Genomic DNA, 22707 nt, shown 5'->3' with positions numbered 1-22707 from the left:
ACACCTCGCAAAGACGAAGGGCGAGATGCTGGAAATCCTCGTCTTCTCCCTCCTCAACGGCGTGCTGTTCGGCATGCTGTTGTTCATGCTGTCGAGCGGGCTCACGCTCATCTTCAGCATGATGGGTGTCCTCAATTTCGCGCATGCCAGCTTCTTCATGCTGGGCGCGTATTTCGCCTATCAGATCAGCACGGTCACCGGCTTCTGGATCGCCCTGATCCTGGCCCCGCTGCTGGTCGGTGGCATCGGCATGCTGATCGAACGCTACGGCCTACGGCGCGTCCACAAATATGGCCATGTCGCGGAGCTGCTGTTCACCTTCGGTCTCGCCTTCCTGATCGAAGAGGTGGTGGTGATGATCTGGGGCCGCATCCCGGTCGATTACGGGGTGCCGACCGATCTGAACTTCACCTTCTTCACGCTCTTCGGCTCGAATTTCCCGGCCTATCGCGCCTTCATCCTGCTGATCGCGGTGATGATGTTCGTGGCCCTGTTCCTCACCATCACCCGCACCCGCATCGGCCTGATCATTCAGGCGGCGCTGACCCACCCGGACATGGTGGCAGCGCTTGGCCACAACGTGCCGCGGGTGTTCATGATGGTGTTCGGCGGCGGCACCGCGCTGGCAGCGCTCGCCGGCGTGATCGGCGGCCCGATTCTGGTCACCGAACCCGGCATGGCCTTCCTGCTCGGCCCCATCATCTTCGTCGTGGTGGTGTTCGGCGGCATGGGCTCGCTTGGTGGTGCCTTCGTGGCCTCGCTGCTGATCGGCGTGATCCAGACGCTGGCCGTGGCACTCGACTGGTCGCTGGGCGGCACGCTCGCCGCGATCGGCATCCCCCTGCCGGTCGATGGCTTCATCGGCACGCTGTCGCGGATCACCGTGTCGCAGACCGCACCGATCCTGCCCTATCTGATGCTGGTGCTGATGCTGATCTTCCGCCCGAAGGGCCTGATGGGGACGCGCGAATCATGACCGACCGCACCCTTCCCACCGGCAAGACCACCGCCGCGGCGATGCGCGGCGGCGCCCGCCCCGGGGGCCCCGGCTTCCTGGCCCGCTACGGGCTGTGGATCTTCGCCATCATCGTGATGATCGCGGCCCCCCAGTTCATGACCTCGGGCTTCTCGCGCTCGATGCTGAGCCAGATCGGCATCGCGATCATCTTCGCGCTCTCCTACAACATGCTGCTGGGCCAGGGGGGCATGCTGTCCTTCGGCCACGCGGTGTTCTACGGCCTGGGTGGCTTCGCCGCCATTCATGTGCTGAACGAGATCTCGCCCGACGGCTTTCCCCTGCCGCTTGAGCTGCTGCCGCTGGCGGGCGGCATTGGCGCCATGGTCTTCGGGGTGATCTTCGGCTGGATTTCCACCGCCCGTGCCGGCACCACCTTCGCGATGATCTCGCTCGGCATCGGTGAACTGGTCTATGCCGGCACCTCGATGTTCCCTGACCAGTTCGGCGGCGAGAGCGGCATCTCGGGCAACCGGGTGACCGACACCAGCCTGTTCTTCGGCTATGGCCCCCAGGTCGAGGTCTACTACCTGATTGCCGTCTGGTGCCTGATTTCCACCGTGGTCATGTACCTGCTGACCCGCACACCTCTGGGCCGCATGGCGAATGCCGTGCGCGACAACGAAGAGCGGGTGCGCTTCGTCGGCTACGACCCGCGCATCGTGCGCTTCGTGCAGTACGTGCTCGCCAGCTTCTTCGCCGGCATCGCCGGTGGCCTGACCGCGATCAACTACGAAATCGTGACGGCCGAGAATGTCAGCGCGGTCACCTCGGGCTCGGTGCTGCTGATGACCTTCATCGGTGGTGTCGGCAATTTCGCCGGCCCCATCATCGGCGCCATTCTGGTGACCATCCTGCAGCTCAGCCTGTCGTCGGTCACCGAGACCTGGCAGCTCTATTTCGGGCTGCTGTTCGTGGTGATGGTGATGTTCGCACCCATGGGCTTCGCCGGTGTGATCATGGCTCATCAGCCGGTCTGGCAGGCGGGCCGGATGGGGCGGCTGGTGGTGCCCTATGCCATCGGCCTCGTCACCTTCCTGATCATGGGGGCGGGTCTCGTCGCCCTGATCGAGATGAACTACTACATGTCGACCACCTACGACGCCTCGATCCCGATGGTGCTGTTCGGTCAGGAGGTCTCGGTTCACGAGACATTGCCCTGGGCGCTGGCAGTGGCCGCAACGGTGATCGGCGGCTATCTCTTCCGTCTGGCCATCCGGCGGATCATCCGGGCCTGGGATGCCGTGGTCGCCGAGATCAAGCAGGGGGGGGCCTGATGTCCAAGCTTGCACTCGAACTCACCGATCTCCGCAAGAGCTTCGGCCCGACCGAGATCATCCGCGGCCTGAACCTGCAGGTGCAGCAGGGTCATCGTCACGCCGTCATCGGCCCCAACGGCGCCGGCAAGTCGACCCTGTTTCATCTGATCAGCGGCCGCTTCCCGCTCACCTCGGGCTCGATCAAGCTCAACGGCGAAGAGATCAGCGGCCTGCCCGCCCAGCAGATCAATCGCCGCGGGCTCAGCCGCAGCTTCCAGGTCACGAACATCTTTCCCAAGATGAGCGTGTTCGAGAACATCCGTTGCTCGCTGCTCTGGTCGCGCGGCTACAAATACTCGTTCTGGCAGATGGTCTCGAAACAGCGGAAGCTGAACGAGGATGCCGAGCGGATCCTGGAGCGCATCCATCTCCAGTCCCGCCGCAACGTGCTTGCCGGCTTCCTCTCTTATGCCGAACAGCGGGCGCTGGAGATCGGGCTCACCATCGCGGGCGACCCCGATGTCATCCTGCTCGACGAACCGACCGCCGGCATGAGCAATACCGAGACCGAACAGGCGGTGGAGCTGATCCGCGAGGTGACCGTGGGCAAGACCCTGGTCATGGTGGAGCACGACATGGGCGTGGTCTTCGGCCTGGCCGACCGCATCTCGGTGCTGGTCTATGGCGAGGTGATCGCGACCGACACGCCCCAGGACATCCGCAAGAACCGCGCCGTGCAGCAGGCCTATCTCGGCGAGGAAGCCGCATGACCACGATGCTCGACGTCCGCGACCTGCACGCCTATTACGGCAAGAGCCACATCCTGCAAGGGGTGAGCTTCGACGTGAAGGAGGGCGAGATCGTCAGCCTTCTCGGCCGGAACGGCGTCGGCCGGTCGACCACCATCAAGGCGATCATGGGGCTGGTGCCGCCGCAGGGCACGGTGAACTATCGCGGCCGCAACATCGCCGGGATGACCCCGCACGAGATCGCCCATCAGGGGTTGGGTTATGTGCCGGAAGACCGGTCGATCTTTCCCACCCTGACCGTGCGCCAGAACCTGCTGCTCGGCCAGAAGAGCACCCGCAAGCAGGGCCGCTGGTCGGTCGACGACATGTACAAGCTGTTCCCAAGACTTGAGGAACGTGCCGACACGCTGGCCGGCGTGCTCTCGGGCGGTGAACAGCAGATGCTGACCATGTGCCGCACTCTGCTCGGCGATCCCGACCTGATCATGGTCGACGAGCCGACCGAGGGGCTTGCGCCCAAGATCACCGAACAGGTGGGTGATCTGCTGTCGGAAATCGCCCGGCGCGGCGTCAGCGTGCTGCTGGTCGAACAGAAGCTCACGATCGCGCTGCGCATCTCCCAGCGCCTCTATGTCATGGGCCATGGCCATATCGTCTACGAGGGCACGCCGGATGCCCTGGCAAAAGACGAGGCCGTGCGCAAGGAATGGCTGGAGGTCTGAGGCGAGGCGTCGTCTGATACACACGCCCGGGCCACCGGCCCGGCACATTCACGACGCGGCCGGCACCGGCCTTCCGGTGGCGGCCGCGTCGTCCGGTCCAAAACCCGCATCCGGCCGCGCAAAGCGCTCCCTCCCCGGGCAGATGCCGGATCCGACAGTCGAGGTGACCAGTTTCATGAGCACGAGTGTCCGCTACGAACGCCAGGGCGATGTCGGCGTCATCACGGTCGACAATCCGCCGGTCAACGCCCTCAGCCAGCATGTCCGGCAGGGGCTGCTCGACTGCCTCGCCGAAGGCCTGGCCGATGACGAGGCGAAGGCGCTGGTTCTGGTCGGCGCGGGCCGCACCTTCATCGCCGGTGCCGACATCCGCGAATTCGGCAAGCCCCTGGCCGAGCCCGATCTCAATGGCGTGATCTCGACCTACGAGAATGCGACCAAGCCGGTCGTGGCCGCGATCCACGGCACCGCCCTCGGCGGCGGCCTGGAAGTGGCGCTCGGCTGCCACTATCGCGTCGCCGTCGCCCAGGGCAAGGTGGGCCTGCCCGAGGTGAAGCTCGGCATCCTGCCCGGTGCCGGCGGCACCCAGCGCCTGCCGCGCGTGGCGGGTGTGGAAGCCGCCATCGACATGATCACCACCGGCAAGTTCGTGCCGGCCGGCAAGGCGCTCCAGCTCGGCATCATCGACGCCGTGGTCGACGAGCTGATCCCGGGCGCCGTCGCCTTCGCCCGCAAGCTGGTCGAAGACGGCGCACCGCTGCGCCGGGTGCGCGACATGGACGAGAAGGTGAAGGCCTTCGATGCCGCGAAACTGCCCGAGATCCGCAAGCAGGTGGTCAAGGCCGCCCGCGGCCAGATGTCGCCGGTGGGCTGTTTCGACGCCGTCGCCGGCGCCGTCACCCTGCCCTTCGACGAGGGGCTGAAGAACGAGCGCGAGATCTTCGGCGGGCTGATGGCGTCTGACCAGTCGAAGGCGCTGCGCCATATCTTCTTCGCCGAGCGCGAGGCGCTGAAGATCCCGGACGTGCCGGGCGACACCCCGACCCTGCCGATCCGCCAGGCCGCCATCATCGGCGCCGGCACCATGGGCGGCGGCATCGCGATGAACTTCGCCAATGCCGGCATCCCGGTGAAAGTGCTGGAGATGAGCGCCGATGCGCTGGAGCGCGGGCTCGGCATCATCCGCGCGAACTATGCCGCGACCGTCTCCAAGGGCCGCCTGACCCAGGACGCCATGGACAAGCGCATGGGCCTGATCGAAGGGGTGCTCGACTACGACGCTCTCAAGGACGCCGACATCATCATCGAGGCGGTCTTCGAGGAGATGGACATCAAGAAGAAGGTCTTCTCGACCCTCGACGCGGTGGCCAAGCCGGGGGCGGTGCTCGCCTCGAACACCTCGACGCTCGACATCGACGAGATCGCGGCCACCACGTCGCGGCCGGAATTCGTCATCGGCACCCATTTCTTCAGCCCGGCCAATGTCATGCCGCTGCTGGAGCTGGTGCGCGGGGCCAAGACCTCCTATCAGGTCATCTCGACCTCGATGAAGCTGGCCAAGACCATCGGCAAGGTGCCGGTGCTGGTCGGCAATTGCGACGGCTTCGTCGGCAACCGCATGCTGGAGCCCTATGTCCAGCAGGGTGAACTGATGCTGGTCGAAGGCGCCCTGCCCGCCCAGGTCGATGGCGTGCTGCAGCGCTGGGGCCTGGCGATGGGGCCGTTCACCATGGGCGACATGGCCGGCCTCGACGTCAGCTGGCGGATCCGCAAGCGCCGCGCGGCCACCCGCCGCAACGACCTGTTCTGGCCGACCGTGTCGGACCAGATCTGCGAGATGGGCCGCTTCGGCCAGAAGACCAAGGCCGGCTACTACCTCTATGAGGGCGGCAGCCGCACGCCGGTGACCGATCCCAAGATCGAACAGCTGATCGTCGAGGCCTCGAAGGCCGCCGGTGTCGAGCGCCGCGAGATTTCGGAAGACGAGATCCTGAAGCGCTCGCTCTATGCCCTGATCAATGAAGGCGCCAAATGCCTTGAAGAGGGCATGGCGATCCGGGCGAGCGATATCGACGTGATCTACTGCTTCGGCTATGGCTTCCCGGCCTGGCGCGGCGGCCCGATGTTCCAGGCCGATCTTATCGGTCTGGACAAGGTTCTCGCTGACATCAAGCAGTTCCATGCCGATCTCGACGATCGCTGGAAGCCGGCGAAGCTGATCGAGACGCTCGTCGCCGAAGGCAAGTCCTTCGCCGACTACGATCGCAGCCGGTGATCCGGCAGGCCGGCCGCCACGTTTTACGGGGCGGCCGGTCGTCCATGATCTGCAGCCGGGCCGTGACGCCTTCCCCTCTGCCGCAATGGGACGTATCGACGAAATGTCCCGATCTCGCGGTTTTCACTGGCCTCGGCGTAAAACAGTCGTATGTTTCAAAGACGGATCGACCTTGAGGGGGGGACGGTCCTGAACCAGGGGTCCGGGGACCCCGCAGATTTCAGGGAGCAGGGGCGCGATGAAGCTTACCCTCAGCGCCGAAGATCAGGCGTTCCGCGAGGAGGTCCGCGAGTTCATGCGGACGTCGTTGCCGGAGGACATCAAGGCGCGCTTCGAGCGCAGCATCCATCTGCCGAAGGAAGATTTCGTCCGCTGGCAGAAGATCCTCTACAACAAGGGTTGGATCGCCCCGGCCTGGCCGAAGGAATATGGCGGAACCGGCTGGGACCCGATCAAGCGCTACATCTTCGATCAGGAGATGAACGCCGCCGGCGCGCCGCCGCCGATCGCCTTCGCCTTCAGCATGGTCGGCCCGGTGCTCTACACCTTCGCCAACCAGGCCCAGAAGGACCATTTCCTGCCGCGCATCCTGTCGTCGGAAGATTTCTGGTGCCAGGGCTTCTCGGAGCCGGGCTCGGGCTCCGACCTCGCCTCGCTCAAGACCCGCGCGGTGCGTGACGGCGACGAATATGTCGTCAACGGCTCGAAGATCTGGACCACGCTCGGCCAGTATGCCGACTGGATCTTCTGCCTGGTGCGCACCGACAGCTCGGTCAAGAAGCAGGAGGGCATCTCCTTCCTGCTGATCGACATGAAGACCCCGGGCATCTCGGTCACCCCGATCATCACCATCGATGGCGGCCACGAGGTCAACCAGGTCTTCTTCGAAGACGTCCGCGTCCCGGTCGAGAACCTGGTCGGCGAGGAAGGCAAGGGCTGGACCTATGCCAAATTCCTGCTGAGCCACGAGCGCACCGGCATTGCCGGCGTCGGCCGCTCGCGCCACCAGCTGCGCAAGCTGAAGGCGCTGGCCGCGAAGGAAGTGGACGACGAAGGCCGCCCGCTGATCGAGAATGCCCGCTTCATGGAGCGGCTGGCCGCGGTCGAGATCGAGCTGATGGCGCTGGATGCGACCGTCATGCGCATGATCACCACCTCGAAGAGCGGCCGTCCGGGCCCTGAATCCTCGCTGCTCAAGATCAAGGGCACCGAGATCCAGCAGGCGATCACCGAGCTGCTGCTCGAAGCCGTCGGCCCCTACGCGCAGCCCTATCTGCCCGAGAGCCAGCATCCCGGCTGGAACGGCGAGCCGATCTCGAGCCTCGAGGCCAATCTGGCCGCGCCCTACTACCTCAACTGGCGCAAGAGCTCGATCTACGGCGGCTCGAACGAGATCCAGAAGAACATCATCGCCAAGGCCTTCCTGGGCCTCTGACGCACGACCGGGACAAGGATCCGAGTTTCATGGACTTCTCACTCAGCGACGAACAGCAGCTCCTGGTCGAGAGCGTCGAGCGCTTCGTGCGCAATGAATACCCCTTCGACGCGCGCCGCAAGCTGGCCGAGAGCGAGGACGGCATCTCGGCGAAGAACTGGGGCACGCTCGCCGAAATGGGCCTGCTGGCGGTGATGGTGCCTGAAGACCAGGGCGGCATCGGCGGCAGCATGGTCGATGCGGCCCTCATCCTGGAAAAGCTGGGCGCGGGCCTGGTGCTCGAGCCCTTCATGCCGACGGCGGTGTTGGGCGTGCGCGCCCTGACGGCCGGCGCCAAGGGCGACGTGCGCGATGCCTTGCTCGGCCAGGTCGCGGAAGGCGCGCTCAAATTCGGCTTCGCCCATTACGAGCCGCGTGGCCGCTATGCCCGCACCCGGGTCACCACCCGCGCCGAGCGTTCGGGCGAGGGCTTCACCCTCTCGGGCGTCAAGGCGGTGGTGCGCAACGCCCAGCATGCCGACAAGCTGATCGTCAGCGCCCGCACCGCGGGTGGCGAGCGTGATGCCCAGGGCATCACCCTGTTCCTGGTCGATGCCGGGGCCGCGGGCGTGTCGCTCAAATCCTACATGACCGTCGATGGCGGCCGGGCGGCCGACGTCACTTTCGAAGGCGTCCAGGTCGGCCCCGAGACGGTTCTGGGCGAGGTCGACGGCGGGGCCGCCCTGCTCTCCGACCTGCTCGACCATGGCGCGGTGGCGGTTTCGGCCGAGGCGGTCGGCGCCATGAAGGCGCTGCACATGCTGACGGTCGACTATCTGAAGACCCGCGAGCAGTTCGGTGTGGCGATCGCGAACTTCCAGGTGCTGCAGCACGCCGCGGTCGACATGATGAACCACATGGAGCAGAGCCGTTCTCTGGCCTACGCCGCCGCCATGGCCCTGGCCGAAGAGGATGATGCCACTGCCCGCGCCCGTGCGGCCGCAGCCTGCAAGGCGCATACCTCGCGCTCGGGCCGTCTGGTCGGCCAGGCCGCGATCCAGCTGCATGGCGGCATCGGCATGACCGAGGAATATGCCGCCGGCCACTACTTCAAGCGGCTGACCATGATCGAGGGCGAGTTCGGCGATCACGATCACCATCTCGACCGCATGGTGGCGATGATCCGTCGCGCCGCCTGACCGGATTCCCCAGGAACCGGACCTCAAAAGGGGGCGGCGGCCGCTTGCGGCGCCGTCCCCTTTTTCGTGGCCATCCGCACCGACCGAACATTTGGTCTGCATGTCCCTCGCCTCGACTGCGGGCCTGAATTTCCAAGATCTCCAGGGAGGATCGAGGCTCATGGACTCGAAGATCATCAACCGGCGCGACCTCGACTTCATGCTCTACGACATGCTCGACGTCGAAAGCCTGACCACCCGGCCGCGTTTTGCCGACCATAGCCGCGACACCTTCGATGCGGCGATCGACCTGTCGATGAAGATCGCGACCGATCACTACCTGCCGCATCTGCGCAAGAACGACACCAACGAGCCGCGCTTCGAGAACGGCCGGGTGGTGATGATCCCCGAGGTGAAGGCCGCGGTCGATCAGTTCATCGAGGCCGGGTTGCTGGCGGCAGGACAGGAAGAGGAATGGGGCGGCATGCAGCTGCCCACCACCGTCGCCCATGCCTGCTATGCCCTGTTCGACGGCGCCAATGTCGCCACCGCTTCCTACACCTTCCTGACCATCGGCGCCTCGAACCTGATCAAGAGCTTCGGTTCCGACGTACAGCGCGAACGCTATCTGCGGCCGATGCTGGCCGGGCGCTTCTTCGGTACCATGGCGCTGACAGAGCCCCAGGCCGGATCGGGCCTGGCCGACGTCCGCACCCGGGCCGTTCCCCAGGACGACGGCACCTACAGGATCACCGGCAACAAGATCTTCATCTCGGCCGGTGATCACGAGCTGTCCGAGAACATCATCCACATGGTGCTGGCCCGGATCGAGGGCGCGCCGGCGGGTGTGAAGGGCATCTCGCTGTTCATCGTGCCCAAGGTGCTGGTCAACGAAGACGGCAGCCTGGGTGCGCGCAACGACGTGGCGCTGGGCGGGCTGATCCACAAGATGGGCTGGCGCGGCACCACCTCCACCATGCTGAATTTCGGCGAGAACGGCGGTGCGGTCGGCTATCTGGTGGGCGAGCCCCACAAGGGCCTCAGCTACATGTTCCAGATGATGAACGAGGCCCGGATCGGAGTCGGCCGCTGCGCGGTGATGCTGGGCTATGCCGGCTATCTCCACTCGCTGGATTATGCCCGCAACCGCCCGCAGGGACGACTGCCCACCGACAAGGATCCCGCCAGCCCGCAGGTGCCGATCGTCAACCATGCCGATGTGAAGCGCATGCTGCTGGCCCAGAAGGCCGCCGTCGAAGGCGGGCTGGCGCTCACCCTCAGCTGCGCCCGGCTGGTCGACGAACAGGAAACCGGCGAGACCGAGGCCGCCCGCGCCGAGGCGCAGCTGCTGCTCGACATCCTGACCCCGATCGCCAAGGCCTGGCCGTCGGATTACTGCCTGGAAGCCAATGTCCATGCCATCCAGATCCATGGCGGCTATGGCTTCACCCGGGAGTACCAGGTCGAGCAGTATTACCGCGACAATCGGCTGAACCCGATCCATGAAGGCACCAACGGCATCCAGGCGATCGACCTTCTGGGCCGCAAGGTGACGATGATGAACGGTGCGGCCCTGCAGGCCCTGGGCAAGCGCTACGCCCAGGCGATCACCGACGCCCGCGCCTCGGGTGACGATCGGGTGCTGTGGCTGGCCGACCGGTTCGAGGAGGCGGTTGCACGCCTGCGGAAGACCACCGAGACCCTGGTGCCGATGGGGGCCGAAGGCAAGGTCGAGCTGTTCCTCGCCAATGCCACGGCCTACCTGCACCAGTTCGGCCATACCGTGCTGGCCTGGATCTGGCTGCGCCAGGCGACCACCGCCGCCCGGCTTGCCGCCGCTTCCCCCCATGACGCGGAACGCGCCTTCCTCGACGGCAAGTTTGCGGCCGCCCGGTACTTCTATGTCTGGGAACTGCCCAAAACCGCGGTCTGGGCCGGGATCCTGGAATCGAAGGACGACACCCTGCTCGCCACCGCCGACGCCTCGTTCTGAGGCGCCGGCGGCGCAGAAAACCGACCGATAAAAAGACGCTCCACGGAAGGAAACACCACCATGACCACCCGCATCGGCGTCGTCGGCGCCGGCATGATGGGCTCGGAGATCGCCCTGATCTTCGCGCTGGCCGGCAATGACGTGCTGCTGACCGATCAGAATGTGGAGGCGGCCCGGGCCGCGATCGGCCGGCTCGAGGGCGTGCTCGACCGCGGCATCGGCCGCGGGCTGTTCTCGGAGGCCGACAAGGGCCGCGCCCTCGGCCATCTTCGCGCGGCGGAAAGCCTTGAGGCCTTCGCCGATCGCGAGCTGGTCGTGGAGGCGGTGTTCGAGGATCAGGAGATCAAGCAGGCGGTGTTCCGCCGCCTCGACGGCATTCTGGGAGCGGAGGCGATCATCGCCAGCAACACCTCGACCATCCCGATCTCGACGCTCGCCTCGGCGGTCTCGGCCGGGCGGCAGACCCGGTTCCTGGGCACGCATTTCTTCTCGCCCGTGCACCGCATGAAGCTGGTCGAGGTGATCCCCGGCTTCGACACCACCGACGAGGTGATCACGCAGGTGATGGACCTCTGCCGGGAGGCCGGCAAGGAGCCGATCCGGGTCAAGGACGTACCCGGCTTCGCGGTCAACCGCGTGCTTCACGCCTTCCTGATCGAAGCGGTGAAGCTGGTCGAGGAAGGTGTCGCCACCCCGGAGGACATCGACAAGGCCTGCCGGCTGGGCCTGGGGCACCCGATGGGGCCGTTCGAGCTGATGGATGTGGTGACCAACAGCCTCAGCCTGCAGGCGCAGGAGATCATGCACGACGCCTATGGCGAGCGGTTCCGCCCGGCCTCGTTGCTCAAGCAGAAGGTCGCCGCCGGCCATGTCGGCCGGAAGGCCGGGCGCGGCTGGAAAATCTACTCGCCGACCCGGTGATCGAATAATCGCTCCACGTGAATACCGTGCATCGACATTGCCGCAGGCGATACGCGATGGTAGGCTCCGCGGGTTTCATCTCAAATGCTGCCTATCAGCACGCCGGCATATGGAGCAGACATGGCCACGATCATGGGGACCACGGGCAACGATATCCTGATCGGCACGACCACGGCCGATATCCTGCGGGGGCTTGCCGGCGACGATCTTCTGAACGGCGGCCCCGGGGCCGATCTGCTTGATGGCGGCGACGGACACGACACCGTGACCTATGCGGACGCCAACGGAAGCGTGGTCGTCGACATCTCCGCTGGCGGTATCGCCGGCGGAGATCGTTTTATATCGGTGGAGAGCCTTACCGGATCTTCGTACGACGACACCCTCCTCGGTGATTCCGGCAGCAACACACTTTCAGGCGAGGATGGTGACGATATTCTCCGCGGCCGCGGTGGCGCCGATCTGCTCGAAGGCGGGGCCGGCACCGATCTCGCCAGCTATGCCGGAAGCGCCGCGGCCGTCACCATCGACCTCGCGGCCGGCACCGGACGGGGAGGAGACGCCGAAGGCGACCGCCTCACTTCGATCGAGATCGTCCATGGCAGCAGCCATGGCGATACGCTCTATGGTTCTGCCAATGGCGACACACTGCGGGGATGGGATGGCGACGACATCCTCCGCGGCCGCGGCGGCGCCGATCTGCTCGAAGGCGGGGCCGGCACCGATCTCGCCAGCTATGCGGGAAGCGCCGCAGCCGTCACCATCGATCTTGCGGCCGGCACCGGAAAGGGGGGAGACGCCGAAGGCGACCGCCTCACTTCGATCGAGATCGTCCATGGCAGCAGCCATGGCGATGCGCTCTATGGTTCTGCCAATGACGACACACTGCGGGGGTGGGATGGCGACGACACTCTGCAGGGCCGTGGCGGCGCAGATCGGATAGAGGGTGGGAATGGCAATGACACAGCTTCGTATGCCGATGCCCCAAGCGGCGTGACCGTCAATCTGACGACCGGCCTGCATCTCGGCTCGGATGCAGCGGGTGACGTCCTCGTTGACATAGAAAACCTCACCGGCAGTCATTTTGACGACGTCTTGACGGGCAACGATACCGCCAATGTACTAACGGGAGGCGGTGGAAACGATCGCCTGATCGCCCAAGGTGGTGCTGACCAGCTCGACGGCGGCGATGGCATCGACATCGCAGACTACTCCGCCTATAACCACGCAGTGATCGGTGGGCGCACGGGCATCTCCGATCGCATCACCGAGCAACTCGACTTTCTTTCCTCGATTGAAATAGTTATTGGAACAGCATTCGATGATCTGATCTGGAACGTTGGATTTGACGGCAAGAATCAGGTACTTCATGAGATTCATGGTGGTACCGGTGATGACTTCCTCATGGATGGCGTGGATGATGCGGTCGATACCATTGAAGACCATTCCACGCTCTTCAACGGGGGTGATGGGAATGACTGGATCCAATACATATCGGCTGGCGGCGCGCTGACAATCAACCTGGACTCAGGTCTGGGGGCGGGTGACATCGCCCAGGGAGATAGCTATGTCGGGATCGAGAATGTCATCATCACCGCCCGGCGCATAACTTCGATCGAAGGTGGCGTGACGACCGTCACGTATCGCACCACAGACGACACCATTATCGGCACGGACGGTGCAAATCAGATCGATGGTGGTGGTGGAGCCGACGCCATATGGGGTGGCGGAGGGGACGACTACCTCATTGGGCGGGCCGGCAACGCACGCTATGACGGTGGGGGCGGCCTCGATACGATCGATTATGCCACCGGACACTCCGGAACTGCAGGTGTGACAGTGGATCTGGCCCAGGGGAAGGGTCTGGATGGTGCCGCAACAGGCCATACATATTTCTCCATCGAGCAAGTCATCGGAACCGCTGCCAGCGACATTCTGATCGGAAACAGCCACGACAATCTGTTGACGGGCGGTGGCGGCGCTGACCGGCTGACCGGTGGAGGAGGCATCGACACCGCCATCTACGCCGGGGCGGCTGTGATGGTGGATCTTGCTGCTGGCACAGGTCACAACGGCGATGCTGAAGGCGATGTACTGACGGGCATCGAGAATGTCATCGGCACGGCTGCCAACGATCAGCTGTCGGGCGATGCGGGCGCGAATGTCTTCGACGGCCGCGCCGGTGACGATCGCCTTGACGGGCGCGAGGGAGACGATGTCCTGATCGGAGGGGCCGGAGCAGACCGATTGATCGGAGGCGACGGGCGAGATACGGCCAGCTACCGCGGCTCATCCCAGGGCGTTCAGGTTGATCTGGACAATGCCACGGCCGCCGGCGGCCATGCCGCGGGCGACGTGCTGATCGGTATCGAGAATCTGACGGGCTCAGCGCATGCAGATCGCCTCGTCGGAGATGCCGGCCCCAACATGCTGACCGGCGACGACGGCGATGACACGCTCGTCGGAGGTGGTGGCGACGATGTTCTGATCGGTGGGGAAGGTGCAGATTCGCTGAATGGCGGCGAAGGGCAGGACAGCGCCGTTTACGATACGTCCACAGGTGCCGTGACGATCAGTCTCACCACCGGGATGGGCAGGGGTGGCGACGCGGAAGGTGACGTCCTGGTCGCGATCGAAGTCGTAAGCGGTAGCAGCTTTAACGACCGTTTGACCGGCGATGCCGACAACAACACTCTGTCTGGCAATGATGGCGATGACATTCTCGCCGGAGCCGCAGGAGATGACACTCTTTCGGGAGGAGCAGGCGCCGACCGTCTCGACGGCGGTGCCGGCACAGATTTTGCGCTCTACGATACGTCTGCGGCAGCCGTTACCATCGATCTTGCCGCCGGCACGGCTTCTGGCGGCTCTGCCTCGGGGGACCTGCTGATCTCCATCGAAAACCTGATGGGGAGCAGCTTTGATGACCGCCTGACCGGAAATGGTGGTGTAAATGTCCTGATTGGCGGAGAGGGTGACGATGTCCTCGACGGAGGTGGCGGCAATGACAGCCTCATCGGTGGCGCGGGTGCCGATCGCCTGATCGGTGGCGCGGGTATGGATCGCGCCGGCTACGGGACGTCTGCGCATGCTGTGACCGTAGACCTTTCAAGCGGCTCCGCATCGGGAGGCGACGCCGAAGGCGACGTGCTGAGCAGTATCGAATCCGTCGACGGCAGTCGTTTCGATGACAGGCTGACGGGAGATGCGGCTGCGAACACCCTCTCCGGTGGCGAGGGAGACGATGTGCTCTCTGGTGGGGCCGGCAACGATGTCCTCATCGGTGGAGCCGGTGCCGATCAGCTTACCGGGGTGCTGGAATCGATACTGCGGTCTACCAGGCATCGGCATCGGCGGTCATGATCAATCTCGGTCTCGACACGGCAAAAGGTGGCGATGCTCAGGGGGATCATTTCGACGGCATCGAGAACCTGATCGGAAGCGACTTCGCCGACACCCTTACCGGTGATGGTGCCGCCAATCAGCTGGATGGAGGCATGGGAGATGACGTGCTGTCTGGCGGAGATGGGGATGACACGCTCATCGGTGGGGCCGGTGCAGATCAGCTCGTGGGCGGCAATGGGACGGATATAGCGCTTTATGGCAATTCGACTGCAGCGGTTGTCATTGATCTTGCTGCCGGTACCGCATCGGGAGGGCATGCCAGTGGCGATACCTTCTCAGGCGTCGAAAACATCATCGGCAGTGATTTTGCCGATCGCCTGACAGGCAATGGAGATGCCAATCTGTTGAGCGGTGGCGCCGGGAACGACAGGCTCCTGGGTGGGGGTGGGAACGATGTCCTGATTGGCGGAGCAGGCGCGGATCGGATCGATGGCGGCGCAGGTCACGACCGGACGAGTTATGCTGCCTCCTCAGCCGGCATTACTGTCAATCTGTCCAACGGCACCGGCATGGGCGGCGATGCCGAAGGCGATGTTCTTATTGACATCGAAAGCGTGGAAGGAAGCACCTTCGCAGACCGGCTGACCGGCACGATCGGCGACGACATCCTCAACGGTGCCGAAGGCGACGACGTCCTGAACGGTAGCGACGGCGACGACGCCCTCATCGGCGCTGCGGGGGCCGATCAGATGATCGGCGGCAATGGAAATGACACCGCATTCTACGATGCCTCGAACGCCGGAGTGACCATCAATCTTGCGACCGGCATTGCGACGGGTGGGCATGCCACGGGCGATGTCCTGACCGACGTGGAAAATCTGAGTGGCAGCCTGTTCGCCGATCAGCTGACCGGCGATGTGCTGGCGAATGTCCTGAGCGGTGGCGACGGAGACGATGTCCTTGATGGCGGCGCCGGCGATGATGCCGTAATCGGAGGGGCTGGAGCCGATCGGTTGACCGGAGGCGCAGGAACAGATCGGGCGATCTATGCAACGTCCAACGCTGCGGTCACCATCAACCTGGCGACAGGCGCCGCGGCGGGGGGACATGCGACAGGTGACCTGCTGATCAGCATCGAGAGCCTGGAAGGAAGCGCGTTTGCAGATCGCCTGACCGGTGATGCCGGAGCCAACACCCTCTCTGGGAATGGGGGCGACGACATCATTGCAGGCAATGGCGGTGATGACATTCTCTCAGGCGGTACCGGGGCCGATCGGATTGATGGCGGCATCGGTGTCGACCTTGTTCTGTACACGGCATCGGCCTCTGCCGTGACTGTCGATCTGCGGAGCGGCGGTGTGATCACTGGTGGTGATGCCACGGGCGACACACTGATCAACATTGAAAGTGTCGGTGGCAGCGCTTTCAACGACCGCCTGACCGGCGATACCGGAGACAATGCTCTGATCGGCGATGCCGGAGACGATATTCTCTCGGGCAATGAGGGGGCCGACTACCTCGACGGCGGTGATGGGTTTGACACTGCCGACTATTCGGCTGAGACAAGCAATCTCACTATCGACCTGCTGTCGGGCCTTGGACAAGGCGGAACGGCGGAAAACGATCAGTTGATCTCTATCGAGGCCGTCGTAGGGGGAGCCGGGGCCGATCTGCTGCGCGGCAGCATCGGGGACGACAGCCTGTCTGGTCAGGCCGGAAACGATCGCCTCGAAGGTCGTGCGGGTGCAGATACTTTGATTGGTGGCAGCGGAGCCGATCGGTTTGTCTATACCGACTCCACCGATAGCACCAGAACAGCGGCGGATATCATCCAGGATTTTTCCCGGTCCGAAGGCGACCGCATCGATCTTTCCGGTATCGATGCCCTCCCCGGAACGACCGGAGACCAGGCTTTCACCTTCCTCGGAGCCAGTGCGTTCACCGGTGCAGGCGGCGAAGTGCGCGCCATCATCCAAAACGGACAAACCCTGATTCTGGCCGATCTCGATGGCGACCGCGTGGCCGACATGCAGATCACCCTCGCCGACGTAGCCAGTGCTCTCAGCGCATCGGACTTCATCCTCTGATCCTGGTACGAGCGCGCCGGATGGATGTCGCGATTGGTATCGGCTAGACTGACCGCCAGGAAGCTTCACGCAGGGGAGACGGGATGGCCGGCCGGCGGCGCACGATCATCCTGGCAGCGTCCATCGCTGCGGTCACCGCCCTGGGCCTTGGGGTCTGGCGCTACGGGCCGGGCCTGGCAGTCGACCTCGCCGCAGACGCGCTCACCCGGCGTGGGCTCGGCCCGGTGGCGGTGGGCGCGCGCCACTTCGCGGACGGTGCCCTGGTCCTGAGCGATGTAACGCTCGGCCAGCCTGCCGACGGCGCATCTCCGGCCTCGGGCGCCCATGCCCGGCAGATGACCTTCGCCTTCACGCTCGATGCGCTTCTCGACGGTCGGCTGGCGGATCTCAGGATCGACGGCCTGACGCTGCGGTTGGTCGACGGGCAGCCCGGGCCGTTTGCGCCGCTTCTTCAGCCGGCCTCCGCCGCGGAAGAGACCGCGCCCGCCCCGCTGACCCTGCCGGTCGACGGGGCCACGATCGACGATGTCGACGCAGCCTGGCTCGCAGCCGACGGCACGCCCCTGCTCCGCTTCCAGGGCAGCGCCGGCGCCGATCGCCTCTCCTCCGATCCGGACATCACCCTCACCGGCCGGCTCGCCTGGTCGACGGCCGACGGTGCTACCGACGCCGCCGCCGATCTGGCCCTGTCCGCCCGGCTGTCGCGCGCAGACGGCCGCGAACGCATCGAACTGGGCGGCGATGTGGCGCCGGCCGGCGGCGGCCCCGGCTGGCATGTCGATCGCGACCGGCCCGTTCCGGTCGCCTTCACCCTGACCCGCAGCCTGATCGACGGCGGCGTGCGGATCGACCTTGCCGATTGTCTCAACCTCCCGACCCTGACCCTGGACGCAGAAGAGACAACGCTTCGCCTGACCGAGGGACGGCTCTGCCCCGTAGAGGGCCAGCCGCTGCTCGATCTGACCGATGGCGCCAGATCGGTGCAGGGGGTGCTCGCCGGGGCCCGGATCGACGGGGACGCGGTGACCGGCCGGCTGCCGACCGTCACGCTGGCCGGCGACCCGCTGAACGGCCCCCTGCAGATGACCGCGTCGGACGGGGATCTCCGGCTGCCGTCCGCCGATCTCGCGATTTCGGGGCTGGCGGTCGAAGCCGGCATCGAAGCGCCGGATGCGCCGGAACCGGTGGTCACCATCGGCCGGCTGTCCGCCCGCCTGACCGACATCGCCAGCCCGCTGCGTTTCGCGCCCCTCGACATCGCGCTCTCGGGCCGGGCTGCCGCCCAGGGCATCGAACTGGCGGGCGACGTCCGTGATCCGCAGCGACGGGTCCGGGCCGATATCACCCTCTCCCACGACCCGGCCGCCGGGCGCGGCACGGCCCTGGTCAGACTGCCCGCCATCACCTGGGCGCGCGAGCGGCTGCAACCGGCCGATCTGGTGCCGGCGGCTGGCGGCATCGTCACCGGTGTCACCGGCCAGACGGCCGCCACCGCCACGATCCGTTGGGGCGGCGGGCCGCTGCGGCTGCGGCTGGTGGCCAGCCTCGCCAATGCGGGCTTCACCGCCGAGGCGGCGACCGTCTCGGGCCTGACCGGCCAGATGGTGTTGACGGGCCCCGATCCCTGGGTCACCGACGGGCCGCAGACGCTCGAAATCGGGCGGATCGAGGCGGGGCTGCCCCTGACCGACGGCCGGATGACCGCGATCCTGACCCCCACCACCTTCGACGTCGTCAACGCGGAATGGCCCTTCGCCGGCGGCCGCTTGTCGGTGGAACCGGTACGGGTGCCGCTGAGTGCGGGCGACCGGCGGGTGATCCTGCGAGCCGAGAACCTGGAACTCGGCCTGCTCGCCGCCTTTGCCGACGAACCGGCGCTGAATGCCGACGGACGCATTTCCGGCTTCGTGCCGGTGGTGCTGGGGGAAGAGGGCATCCGGATCGACCATGCCGAATTCACCGGCCAGGCCGGCCGGCTGAGCTGGGCATCGGATACGGCCGAGGCCGCGGCCGGCAGCGCGAGCGAAGGGGCAGACCTGCTGGCGCGTGCGCTGGAAGACTTCCGCATGCGGCATCTGCGCCTCACCCTCGACGGCCCGCTGGAGGGCGAACTGACCGCGGGATTGTCGCTCGCGGGATCGAGCCCGGCGGTGTATGACGGGTATCCGATGGAGATCAACCTCGACGTCCGCGGGCCACTCGCCCAGCTGCTCTCCGTCGAAGGGCGGCTGTTCGATTCCGGTGCGGAGGGTTTCGGCCAGTCCCTCGTGAAAGAGCAGTCGCGGATGAAGAGCCGGTCGCCCGAATAGCGACCCGATACCGCAGGCCGGGGAGGACAGGAATGGCCGGACCGATACGTTTGCTGCCGCTGGCCGGCATTCTGGTGCTGCTGGCGGCCTGCCAGCCGACCGTGAGGGTCGAGGCGCCCGAGAAGCCGATCGTCATCAACGTCAACGTCAAGATCGAGCACGAGGTCCGGGTCCGGGTCGAAAAGGACATCGAGGATCTGCTCGCCGAAGAGCCGGAGCTGTTCTGATGCCGACCCTGCCCGCCCGTCGCCGCACCGCCGCCCGGTTCCTCGCCGTTCTGCTGGCCGCCGCCCTGCCCGCCGCCGCCGTCCCGCCATTGGCCCTGCCCCGCGCCGCCATGGCCCAGGAAGCCGGCCTTGATGCGCTGAAGGCGCAGGGGCTGGTGGGCGAGCGCTTCGACGGCTATGTGGGTGCCGTAAAGTCCCAGACCGATGCCGCCACGCAGCAGGTGATCGACCGGATCAACCTGCAGCGCAAGGACCGCTACCGGGCCATCGCCGCCAAGCGCGGCGCTTCGCTCTCGGCCGTCGAACGCATCGCTGGCGCGCAGGTGATCGAGCGCGCGCCCTCGGGAACCTGGGTGATGCCCGAAGGCAGCGGCTGGGTGCAGAAGCCCTGAGGTCATGCCCCCGCGGGCGGAAGCCTTGCCGGACCCGGGCAGACGCGGCAGGATCGGCAGGCCCCGGCAGGCCATGGAAAGAGCCTCGGGGCCAACCGGAGGACCCGCCCGATGCTCGACGCCCCCCGCCCCGACGAGGCCATTGCCGAATGGCGCGCCCGCTTCCGCTGGCAGATCCCGGCGCGGCTGAACATCGCCGCCCAGACTGCGGGGCTCTGGGCGCATCAGGCGCCGGATCGCACCGCCCTGATCCATGTCGAGGAAGACGGCAGCCGGAAAGTCTTCAGCTTTGCCGAGATCGACCGGCTGGCGGGGCGACTGGCGGCCGGGCTTCTGCATCTGGGGATCGGGCGCGGCGACCGGGTGGGGATCTGCCTGTCGCAGAGCCCCGAAGCGGCGCTGGCCCATATGGCGATCTACCGGATCGGCGCCATCGCCCTGCCGCTCTTCACCCTCTTCGGCCCCGAAGCGCTCGCCTATCGCCTGGCCGACAGCGGCACCCGCGCGGTGATCGTCGATCCCGGCCGGCTGGACGCCCTGATGTCGGTGCAGGCCGACTGTCCGGATCTTGCCCGGGTGATCGTGACCGGCCCCGAGCCGGTGCCGGCCGGCACCATCGCCTTCGACCGGCTGATCCGCGATGCCACCGGCACCCCGCCCGCGATCCTCGACACCGCGGCCGATGATCCCGCCGTGATCATCTATACCTCCGGCACCACCGGCAATCCCAAGGGTGCGCTGCATGCTCACCGGGTGCTGCCGGGCCATCTGCCGGGTGTGCAGATGCCGCACGACTTCCCACCCCGGCCGGACGACCTGTTCTGGACACCGGCCGACTGGGCCTGGATCGGCGGGCTGTTCGACGTGCTGCTGCCGGCCTGGGCGATGGGGATCGGTGTCGTTTCGCAGCGCATGCGCAAATTCGACCCCGAAGCCGCCCTCCGGCTGATGGCGACGGAGCGGGTGCGCAACACCTTCCTGCCGCCGACCGCGCTGAAGCTGATGCGCGGCGTGCCCCGCGACCGGGTGCCCGCCGATCTGACGCTCCGCTCCGTCGGCAGCGGCGGAGAAAGTTTGGGGTCCGAGTTGCTCGACTGGGGGCGCGAGGTGCTGGGCGTGCCGATCAACGAATTCTACGGCCAGACCGAATGCAATCTGACCGTGTCCTGCAACCAGCGGATCGAACCCTCGCCCCCGGGCGCCATGGGCCGCGCCGTGCCCGGCCACGAGGTGCTGATCGTCGACGAGGCGGGCCAGACCGTGCCCGATGGCGAGACCGGCGAAATCGCGGTCGGTGCCCCCGACCCGGTGATGTTCCTGCGCTACTGGAACAATCCCGCCGCCACCGAGGCCAAGTTCCGCAATGGCCGGCTGCTGACCGGCGATATGGGCCGACGCGATGCCGACGGGCTGTTCCACTTCATGGGCCGGGCCGACGACGTGATCACCAGCGGCGGCTACCGCATCGGCCCGGCCGAGATCGAGGACTGCCTGATCCGGCACCCGGCGGTGGCCATGGCCGCCGTGATCGGCAAGCCCGATCCGGTACGCACCGAGATCGTGAAGGCCTTCGTGGTTACGGCCCCGGGCGTCGAACCGTCGGACGATCTGGCCCGCGCGCTGGGTGCCCATGTTCGCGACCGTCTGGCGGCCCATGAATACCCGCGCGAGATCGCCTTCGTTACGGAACTGCCGATGACCGCAACCGGGAAGATCATGCGGCGCGTTCTGAAGCAACGCGAGGCGACAATAGGCGATTGACAATCATTCTCAGCATTGCCACTCTATCCATGCGAACGGTTCGCAGTTGCGGCGAAGGGCCTTTTCCCGCCACTGCGACCAGCCCCCGGATCGGAGTGCGGCTCAGCATGTATGTCTGCATCTGCAACGGATTGACGGAACGGCGTGTGCGCGAGGCTGCGGCCGGTGCGCGAAGTGTCTCGGGCGTCTACCGCGCCCTCGGGACCCGGCCGCAATGCGGCAAATGCATCGACTGCGTCCGGGCCATGCTGCCCGGCTGCGGCAGCACCGGTGCCGAGGCGGCAAATGCGGCGGTTCCGGCGTCGATCCGCGCCTGACAGTCACTCTCAGGCATAAATCGCGCAGTTGCGACGCAAACTCAAGAAAAGCTCGAAGCTGCGACGCAAACTCAAGTAATTCCACGACTTTTTGAAGAATTCCAGCCTGTCCGCACTGGCCGCGGGACAGAGTTGTGGCTATAGTCTCGTTCAAAGCCGGCGCCTTCCCCTGCAGCCGGCATCGGGTCACGAGAACGAGGACGAGACGGCCATGAAGGGCGATCCCAAGATCATCAAGCACCTCAACACGGTGCTGAAGAACGAACTCACCGCCATCAACCAGTATTTCCTTCATGCCCGGATGCTGAAGGACTGGGGCTATCGCAAGCTCGGTCACGTCGAGTACCACGAGTCGATCGACGAGATGAAGCATGCCGATAAGGTGATTGAGCGGATCCTGTTCCTGGAAGGTCTGCCTAACCTTCAGGATCTGGGCAAGCTGCACATCGGCGAGACCGTGCCCGAAATGCTCCAGGCCGATCTGGATCTGGAGATGAAGGCGGTCGTCGACCTGCGCGTCGCAATTGCCGATTGCGAGACCAAGGCCGATTTCGTCACGCGCGATCTGCTGCGCGAGATTCTGAAGAGCGAGGAAGAGCATATCGACTGGCTGGAGACCCAGCTGGGCCTGGTCGATCAGCTCGGCATCCAGAACTATCTCCAGACCGCGGCCGGCGAGATCGAGGAACCCTGATCCGAGCGCCGACAGAGTTGACCAAGGGAAGGGCCGGCAGTTTTCACTGCCG

At 65.8% G+C, this 22707-nt stretch carries 17 protein-coding genes; all 17 read left to right on the top strand.

The genetic code is table 11. The annotated features are described in order from the left end of the window. Window positions 1-25 precede the first annotated feature (25 nt). The 17 genes from TMO_RS03235 (at window position 26) to bfr (ending at window position 22655) form a co-directional block, all read left to right on the top strand. The gene (locus tag TMO_RS03235; RefSeq protein ID WP_014744155.1) at window positions 26-976 is read left to right on the top strand and encodes a branched-chain amino acid ABC transporter permease; all 951 of its coding nucleotides are present in this window, start codon (window positions 26-28) and stop codon (window positions 974-976) included. After that, on the top strand, window positions 973-2292 hold the full coding sequence (locus tag TMO_RS03230) for a branched-chain amino acid ABC transporter permease (RefSeq protein WP_014744154.1): 1320 nt from the start codon (window positions 973-975) through the stop codon (window positions 2290-2292). Before TMO_RS03235 ends, TMO_RS03230 begins: the two co-directional genes overlap by 4 nt. Next, window positions 2292-3044, top strand: coding sequence for an ABC transporter ATP-binding protein (locus tag TMO_RS03225; RefSeq protein WP_014744153.1), 753 nt, complete (start codon window positions 2292-2294; stop codon window positions 3042-3044). The genes TMO_RS03230 and TMO_RS03225 overlap by 1 nt, the downstream gene beginning before the upstream one ends. Before the next feature lie 5 nt (window positions 3045-3049). Continuing rightward, window positions 3050-3745, top strand: a complete 696-nt coding sequence (locus TMO_RS03220) for an ABC transporter ATP-binding protein (RefSeq protein WP_041605401.1) — start codon at window positions 3050-3052, stop codon at window positions 3743-3745. Window positions 3746-3920: 175 nt separating this feature from the next. Then, window positions 3921-6020, top strand: coding sequence for a 3-hydroxyacyl-CoA dehydrogenase NAD-binding domain-containing protein (locus tag TMO_RS03215; protein ID WP_041604808.1), 2100 nt, complete (start codon window positions 3921-3923; stop codon window positions 6018-6020). 238 nt (window positions 6021-6258) lie between these two features. Then, complete coding sequence (locus TMO_RS03210) at window positions 6259-7455, top strand: acyl-CoA dehydrogenase family protein (protein WP_014744150.1); 1197 nt, start codon at window positions 6259-6261, stop codon at window positions 7453-7455. Between the two features lie 29 nt (window positions 7456-7484). After that, on the top strand, window positions 7485-8633 hold the full coding sequence (locus tag TMO_RS03205) for an acyl-CoA dehydrogenase family protein (protein ID WP_014744149.1): 1149 nt from the start codon (window positions 7485-7487) through the stop codon (window positions 8631-8633). 160 nt (window positions 8634-8793) lie between these two features. After that, on the top strand, window positions 8794-10605 hold the full coding sequence (locus TMO_RS03200; RefSeq protein WP_014744148.1) for an acyl-CoA dehydrogenase: 1812 nt from the start codon (window positions 8794-8796) through the stop codon (window positions 10603-10605). A 60-nt stretch (window positions 10606-10665) separates the two neighbouring features. Beyond that, entirely contained in the window at window positions 10666-11526 is an 861-nt protein-coding gene (locus TMO_RS03195) for a 3-hydroxyacyl-CoA dehydrogenase family protein (protein WP_014744147.1), read from the top strand. Window positions 11527-11646: 120 nt separating this feature from the next. Then, on the top strand, window positions 11647-14886 hold the full coding sequence (locus TMO_RS31140) for a beta strand repeat-containing protein (RefSeq protein ID WP_014744146.1): 3240 nt from the start codon (window positions 11647-11649) through the stop codon (window positions 14884-14886). Then, window positions 14883-16955, top strand: coding sequence for a calcium-binding protein (locus tag TMO_RS03185; RefSeq protein ID WP_014744145.1), 2073 nt, complete (start codon window positions 14883-14885; stop codon window positions 16953-16955). Before TMO_RS31140 ends, TMO_RS03185 begins: the two co-directional genes overlap by 4 nt. A gap of 83 nt (window positions 16956-17038) precedes the next feature. Next, on the top strand, window positions 17039-19264 hold the full coding sequence (locus tag TMO_RS03180) for an intermembrane phospholipid transport protein YdbH family protein (protein ID WP_014744144.1): 2226 nt from the start codon (window positions 17039-17041) through the stop codon (window positions 19262-19264). Window positions 19265-19296: 32 nt separating this feature from the next. Next, window positions 19297-19491 (top strand): YnbE family lipoprotein, encoded by a 195-nt coding sequence (locus TMO_RS03175; protein ID WP_014744143.1) that lies wholly within the window; start codon window positions 19297-19299, stop codon window positions 19489-19491. Next, window positions 19491-19883 carry a YdbL family protein gene (locus tag TMO_RS03170; protein WP_014744142.1) on the top strand — a complete coding sequence of 131 codons (393 nt, stop codon included), beginning with the start codon at window positions 19491-19493 and terminating at the stop codon, window positions 19881-19883. Before TMO_RS03175 ends, TMO_RS03170 begins: the two co-directional genes overlap by 1 nt. A 111-nt stretch (window positions 19884-19994) precedes the next feature. Further along, entirely contained in the window at window positions 19995-21644 is a 1650-nt protein-coding gene (locus TMO_RS03165) for an acyl-CoA synthetase (protein ID WP_014744141.1), read from the top strand. 29 nt (window positions 21645-21673) lie between these two features. After that, window positions 21674-21961 (top strand): bacterioferritin-associated ferredoxin, encoded by a 288-nt coding sequence (locus TMO_RS03160; RefSeq protein ID WP_322111259.1) that lies wholly within the window; start codon window positions 21674-21676, stop codon window positions 21959-21961. A 211-nt stretch (window positions 21962-22172) separates the two neighbouring features. Further along, entirely contained in the window at window positions 22173-22655 is a 483-nt protein-coding gene (gene bfr, locus TMO_RS03155) for a bacterioferritin (protein WP_014744139.1), read from the top strand. Window positions 22656-22707 lie beyond the last annotated feature (52 nt).

Source organism: Tistrella mobilis KA081020-065 (assembly GCF_000264455.2).
Taxonomy (GTDB): Bacteria; Pseudomonadota; Alphaproteobacteria; order Tistrellales; family Tistrellaceae; genus Tistrella; species Tistrella mobilis.
This window is presented reverse-complemented; position numbering and strand designations above follow the sequence as displayed.